This window comes from Kocuria rhizophila, assembly GCF_003667225.1.
GTDB classification, from domain to species: domain Bacteria; phylum Actinomycetota; class Actinomycetes; order Actinomycetales; family Micrococcaceae; genus Kocuria; species Kocuria rhizophila.
On record NZ_RCOM01000156.1, the window covers coordinates 1 to 1,406 of the forward strand.

At 70.0% G+C, this 1,406-nt stretch carries 1 protein-coding gene and 1 pseudogene; both read right to left on the minus strand.

Annotated elements, in window-relative coordinates; translation table 11 throughout:
* Nucleotides 1–74: 74 nt before the first annotated feature.
* A pseudogene (locus D9R02_RS11780) lies at nt 75–698 on the minus strand (YdhK family protein); the annotation flags it as partial.
* Nucleotides 699–802: 104 nt separating this feature from the next.
* Nucleotides 803–1,406, minus strand: a 604-nt coding sequence (locus D9R02_RS11785; protein ID WP_310793830.1) for a DUF4396 domain-containing protein, incomplete at its 5' end; no start/stop codon positions are given.

Genomic DNA, 1,406 nt, shown 5'->3' on the forward strand with positions numbered 1-1,406 from the left:
GACCAGTCGAGGCGGACGAAGCACGCGGTGACCTCCCCGGAGTCCAGGGCCTGCCGCCACCCGGCGGCCGTCAGCAGCTCGTCCTCCACGACCCACTTGTGGTTCTTCATGGTCATGCCGTCGGCCTCGTAGTCGACCATGTAGACGGTCTGGGTGGTGGAGGAGGCGATGGTGCCCTGCGCGCCCTTCATGCCCTCCATGTGGTCGGCCTCGATGATGACCTCGGTGCCGTCGGCGAGGCGCTCGGAACCGGCGCCTTGGAGCTCCTCCTGGACCACCCACTTGTGGTTGGTGACCTCGGGCCCGCCGTCCGTGGGGGTGTAGTTCACGGCGTAGGTCACGGTCTTGTAGGCGCCCACCACGGTGGCCGGGGCATCCTTCATGCCCTCCATGTGGTCGGTGGTCAGCGTGACCTCAGTGCCCACGGGATAGGTGGGCTTCTCCGCGGCGGCGATGCCCTCCGGGGCGGGGCCGCCGTCCATGGCGTGCATGTGCTCCTGGCCGTGCTCGTGCCCGCCCTGGCTCGCACTGGGCGTGCCGCTCGCGGGTGACGACGCCGCCTGGCTCGTCGCGCTGTCGCTCGCGCTGGTCTCGTGGCCCTCGTGGGCGGAGTGGTCCGCGGAATCGGAACCGGCGGAGCAGGCGGTGGCGGTCACCAGGATGGCGAGACCGGCGAGGGTGAGGGGAAGTCGACGCATGGGACGGATCCTTTCTGTGGGCCCTCCCGGGTTTCTGGACCCCGGTACGGGCGGGTTTCTGGTCGGAATGCGCGGTGGCAGCGGGGCCCCGCTGCGGGAGTTCCCTACAGCAGAGTGCCGAGGGAGGCGACGAAGCCACCGAGCATGAAGGCGCTGATGCCGTACGCCAGCGGGCGGTTGTCCATGGGGCCGCCGCCGGAAGCGTGGTGGGTGATGGCGTGGCCCTTGCCGCGGCGCAGCAGGGCCTTGTTCACGGGATATGCGGCGAAGTACGCGATGACCAAGGACAGGGCAATGGAGCCCCAGAACAAGGCGTCCAGCAGGCCGGCATCCATGGCGCCGGGAACCAGCCACATGACGAGGTTGTCCACGACCTCCATGGTGAGGATGGAGACGGTGTCCGCGGCGAGCACGAGGCGCAGCGCCTGGCCCACGCTGATGCCCGAGCGCAGCAGGGGCAGGGAGGACAGGGCGTAGCCGAACACGAAGGCCAGAGCGATGGCCACGGCGGTGCTCGTGACGTTGCCCCACCCGAACACGGTGGCCAGGATCAGGCCGAGGATCTCACCGATGGAGCAGCCGGTGAGGCAGTGCAGGGTGGCGCTGGCGGCCATGTTGGACATGTCGTGGCCGGAGTGGTCGGAGGTGGTGTGGTCGTGCATGTCGTGACCCGCGTGGGGGTCGGGGGGGGGGGGAGCGGGCGGGGGC